Annotated in this window: 7 protein-coding genes; all 7 read right to left on the bottom strand. The window is 29.7% G+C overall.

Translation table 11 applies throughout. The features are described from left to right. On the bottom strand, positions 1-681 hold a 681-nt coding region (locus tag AB8B65_RS10385), incomplete at its 3' end, for a DUF6090 family protein (RefSeq protein WP_405300903.1). A 245-nt stretch (positions 682-926) separates the two neighbouring features. Continuing rightward, positions 927-1226 (bottom strand): type II toxin-antitoxin system RelE/ParE family toxin, encoded by a 300-nt coding sequence (locus tag AB8B65_RS10380; RefSeq protein ID WP_405300902.1) that lies wholly within the window; start codon positions 1224-1226, stop codon positions 927-929. Next, complete coding sequence (locus AB8B65_RS10375; protein ID WP_042297154.1) at positions 1219-1470, bottom strand: type II toxin-antitoxin system ParD family antitoxin; 252 nt, start codon at positions 1468-1470, stop codon at positions 1219-1221. Before AB8B65_RS10375 ends, AB8B65_RS10380 begins: the two co-directional genes overlap by 8 nt. Positions 1471-1850: 380 nt before the next feature. Beyond that, positions 1851-2180 (bottom strand): type II CAAX prenyl endopeptidase Rce1 family protein, encoded by a 330-nt coding sequence (locus tag AB8B65_RS10370; RefSeq protein WP_405300904.1) that lies wholly within the window; start codon positions 2178-2180, stop codon positions 1851-1853. A gap of 153 nt (positions 2181-2333) precedes the next feature. After that, a complete protein-coding gene (locus AB8B65_RS10365) occupies positions 2334-2522 on the bottom strand; it encodes a hypothetical protein (protein WP_405300901.1) in 189 nt (62 codons plus the stop codon). Between the two features lie 29 nt (positions 2523-2551). Beyond that, positions 2552-2734, bottom strand: a complete 183-nt coding sequence (locus AB8B65_RS10360; protein ID WP_405300900.1) for a hypothetical protein — start codon at positions 2732-2734, stop codon at positions 2552-2554. A 115-nt stretch (positions 2735-2849) separates the two neighbouring features. After that, positions 2850-3167: an HTH domain-containing protein gene (locus AB8B65_RS10355; RefSeq protein WP_405300899.1), complete on the bottom strand. Its 318-nt coding sequence runs from the start codon at positions 3165-3167 to the stop codon at positions 2850-2852. Positions 3168-3359: the final 192 nt, after the last annotated feature.

Genomic DNA, 3359 nt, shown 5'->3' with positions numbered 1-3359 from the left:
TCCAGGTGGATTTACAATATCTTCAATAAATATCATTCGATTATGAATAAGGTTTTCAAATTCCAATTCGTTCAGAAAGTTTAAATCAATTTTGGAGTGTTTAAGTATTGTTTCATCTGTATTGGCGTAGTTTTTAAATGCAATATTTTGTCTTAAATATGGCAAGTAATAATCATGACTAAAAGTTTTAGACGTATTTTCTTCTTCTTGATAATCAGAAACGAGTTCAGTCCAATTTTGTAATAAAACTCTCAATTCGTTGTTAGAGATAATATCAAAAGATGATGTGCTTGATAAAGAAATGATTGCAGTTTGTTGAGGATTGAATGTCCAATGATCCAACGTCCCTTCAATATAATAAGATAGAGAATCCAAGTTAACACTCTCTATATTTATTGGCATCATAGCTAATATTTTATTAGCATTTTTATAACCTTTTAAATGGTAATAGGTCGCTGTGTCAAGTTGTGCTCTATTTAAAAGAAATTCTTCGTGAATTTGCGAAATATATTTGATTTCTTTCTTTTGTTTTATGCGTTTGTCATTCCAATTATTGATTGATAATGCTATTAAAATTCCAATAACGACAAGAATAATTTCTCCAAGAGCATATTTAAAATACTTGCCAGTTTTTCCATTTGAGAGTAAATCTTGTCTTATTCTTCTAAAGAATTTTATCATTGGTTAGCGGTTTCTGGTAATGAAGCACAACGCAGGGCTGTGTGAAGCCGCGTTTTGGATTTTAAAGTTAAGCAATTTATTGCTTTTACTTTATAAATACAGATTAAACGTGGTCAGGTTGCATATAGCTAGTTGCGTGGTTTTGCATTTAACTTTGCAAGTATACACCAAGCTGAAAATCCGCAAGGATTTTCAGAAGTAAGCGAGAACAAGCAATTACTTATAGCCATTGTTGTGTGCAGTTTTTATTCGGTTATTCTTTTCTTCAAATCCATTCGTTCGTGCAATATTCTCGTTATTTCAACATAATTTTTTTCCAACGTTCTGTAAAATATTATGTGTCGATTTGCTTTGATTCCGAGAAGCTGCTTTGATATTCCTTTGTAGTTTTTTCCTAATTCAGGGTTTTCCGCAATTTCTTCACAGTTGGAAATCAGTCCATCATAATATTTATCAGCTTGTTTTTCCGACCAAACCTCAAATGTATAATCCCAAATCTTTGATAAATCCTCGACAGCTTTGTTAGTCAATTTATATTCAGCCATTCGAGTGCTTTTTCGCTTTTAGAGATTCCAAATGCTTTTTTGGGTCAAAATCGTGTGCAATTCCGCTGTCAATTCCTTCCTGTATTGCGGTTTTTAAAGCAATTACTTTACTTTCTTCTTCTTCTAAAAGTCTCAATCCAGCACGAATGACTTCGCTAACGTTTTTAAACCTTCCTTCACTTATTCGACTTTGAACGAATTGGTCAAAATAATTTCCGAGTGATATTGATGTGTTTTTATTCATTCGACATAAATTTACTCAAATATACCAAATTTTGGTATAATGACGAAATTTTTGTCAAATTGCACACAACGCAGGGCTATGTGAAGCCGCGTTTTGGATTTTAAAGTTAAGCAATTTATTGCTTTTACTTTATAAATACAGATTAAACGTGGACAGGTTGCATATAGCTATTGATAAGCGCAGTTTTCCTCGATTGGACCTAAAGGAGATTGTTTGTGTATGATTTCGTTGCGTGTTTAAGCACTAAAGTTAGCAAATAAATCACAGATAGGTAGCCCGCGAGGACTTTCGTAAGTTAGCTAAAAGAAAGCAATAAAATATACACGTTGTTGGCGGTAGTATTTTGTCATATCATCTCGTCATTTAAAAAAAATCAGGGATTACCAACTTAAAATATCATCTAAAATGAATACACTAAAATTATATAGTGAATGAAGAAACCAAATATACAAAAAAGGAGATTTTTGTTTTTCTACTTTTAAGTATAAATAATATGAAGCATAAATTATTCCCGATAAAAAAGTGACTAAAATATAAATTAAGTTATAATAGTGTATTAGGCTAAATGTAATTGATGAAATAATTATGATAGTATTAATTTTTATTTTTTTAAAGAAATAAAGTATTTCAATGATTAAATATTGGAATAAAAAAGTTTCTATTAATGGTCCAATAATAACAGAAAGAATAAAAATTTCAGTCAAAGACATCTTTTTATCAAATACGTCTAATAGTTCAGGGTTATAAATTGTTACTATGTAGGAAACAACTAAATGAAAAACTAAATCTATAATAAAAATGATAAAAAAAAGAGGAATACGATTGGTTTTCCTCTTTAATTTATAAATGTATTCAATCATATTTTATTGAAACGTTGTACCAGGGTGAACTATTTTATCTGAATGGCTTGCAAGTTCTTTTAAAAAACCTTTTGTTGCACACCATGCTTCTCCACACCATTTTCCAAAATCTCTAAAAATTCCCCCTCCATTAATTAATTTTGTTTCATTTATATTTAATATAGAAACGTTAAATTCTTCAATATTTTTCATAATTTAAAATTATTTTTGTTAAAAAAATATTATTGACAATTACCTTCAGCAAATCCTGCACTAAACTCATCAATAGCATCATATATTCCTGCCCATTCCATAAATTTTCCACCCCATTTTTTTAACTTTTTCCATGGGATTTTTCCACCATCAATTTCAATAAGTTCTTGAACATTCAATTCTTGAACGCCAAAATTTTGTAAATTTTTCATAAAAATACGTTTTAAAAATTATTAATTCATTTTTGGTTGTAAACCTTTTACAATCCATATCAAAACGCTACCATATGCATCTAGTATTGTTTTGCATATACAAATGTAATTTTGTTCAGTGCAACTTTCTTGCGTCGAATAAATTATTTTTCAAAAAATAACTACCGCCGAATATTTGTGTTACTTCATTGTTAGTTAATACACTTACAGAAATAGAGATATTTATATCAAAATCATCACAATAATAGTAGGTTTTTCTATTTCTACTATAATAAATAGGAGCATTGTAATCTCTTAACTGCTCTATTAATGATTGTACTGAGCGTTTGCTAATTCTCAGTAGTTCTGCTAGTTCTTGAGGAGTGCCTGTATTTTCATTAGTAGTTAAATTGTGTAACTGTTGTAATCTTTCGAGGGACTTTAAGTTTTTCATATTAATTTTTGTTCATAATCTTTTTCGTTTCTATCGGTCTCATATTACCGCTAACGTTCCGTGTATAATTTGTACGGTCTAGAAATCTACAAGATTTCGGACCGCGTAATAAATATAGTAAAAACAGGGAGATTTTCCAATGGAAAATCGACTAGTATGGATTATACATATTGTTAGCGAACGTGTTGTTAC

It is taken from the genome of Kordia sp. (assembly GCF_045105435.1).
In the GTDB taxonomy this organism is placed as follows: Bacteria; Bacteroidota; Bacteroidia; order Flavobacteriales; family Flavobacteriaceae; genus Kordia.
This window is presented reverse-complemented; position numbering and strand designations above follow the sequence as displayed.

What these genes read in the sequence shown, in the direction of transcription:
- AB8B65_RS10375 (WP_042297154.1), bottom strand. Translation starts at nt 1,470, where the DNA reads ATGAATAAAAACACATCAATATCACTCGGAAATTATTTTGACCAATTC.
- AB8B65_RS10370 (WP_405300904.1), bottom strand. Translation starts at nt 2,180, where the DNA reads ATGTCTTTGACTGAAATTTTTATTCTTTCTGTTATTATTGGACCATTA.
- AB8B65_RS10380 (WP_405300902.1), bottom strand. Translation starts at nt 1,226, where the DNA reads ATGGCTGAATATAAATTGACTAACAAAGCTGTCGAGGATTTATCAAAG.
- AB8B65_RS10355 (WP_405300899.1), bottom strand. Translation starts at nt 3,167, where the DNA reads ATGAAAAACTTAAAGTCCCTCGAAAGATTACAACAGTTACACAATTTA.
- AB8B65_RS10365 (WP_405300901.1), bottom strand. Translation starts at nt 2,522, where the DNA reads ATGAAAAATATTGAAGAATTTAACGTTTCTATATTAAATATAAATGAA.
- AB8B65_RS10360 (WP_405300900.1), bottom strand. Translation starts at nt 2,734, where the DNA reads ATGAAAAATTTACAAAATTTTGGCGTTCAAGAATTGAATGTTCAAGAA.